The sequence below is a fragment of the Halomonas sp. BM-2019 genome (assembly GCF_017584085.1).
This window is the reverse complement of record NZ_CP071922.1, coordinates 1,288,478-1,288,763: the sequence shown is the minus strand read 5'-3', so window position 1 is coordinate 1,288,763 and position 286 is coordinate 1,288,478. Positions and strand designations below refer to the sequence as shown.

The following is a 286-nucleotide window of genomic DNA, read 5'->3' as shown; positions in this document are numbered from 1 at the left end:
CATCGCCTCGCTCTCCGGCGCCGACATCGATATCAGCAGCGTTGGGCGAACCATGCTGGCCACCGCCCTGGTCATCATTGCCATGGCGGCGGCAACGGCCGCCATGGCCCGCCTGCTGGGCCGCGACTGGCGCGTGCTGCTGGCCCCCATGATGTACCCCAACACCGGCAACATGGGCCTGCCGGTGGTGCTCTACGCCTTCGGCGGCGCCGGCTTCGCCTTCGGCGTCACGGTGATGGTCACGGTGACACTGTTCCAGTTCACGGTGGGCTCGATCATGGCGAGC

The 286-nt window shown here is 68.2% G+C and carries 1 pseudogene; it reads left to right on the top strand.

Annotated elements, in window-relative coordinates:
- A pseudogene (locus J5F18_RS06525) lies at positions 1-286 on the top strand (AEC family transporter); the annotation flags it as partial.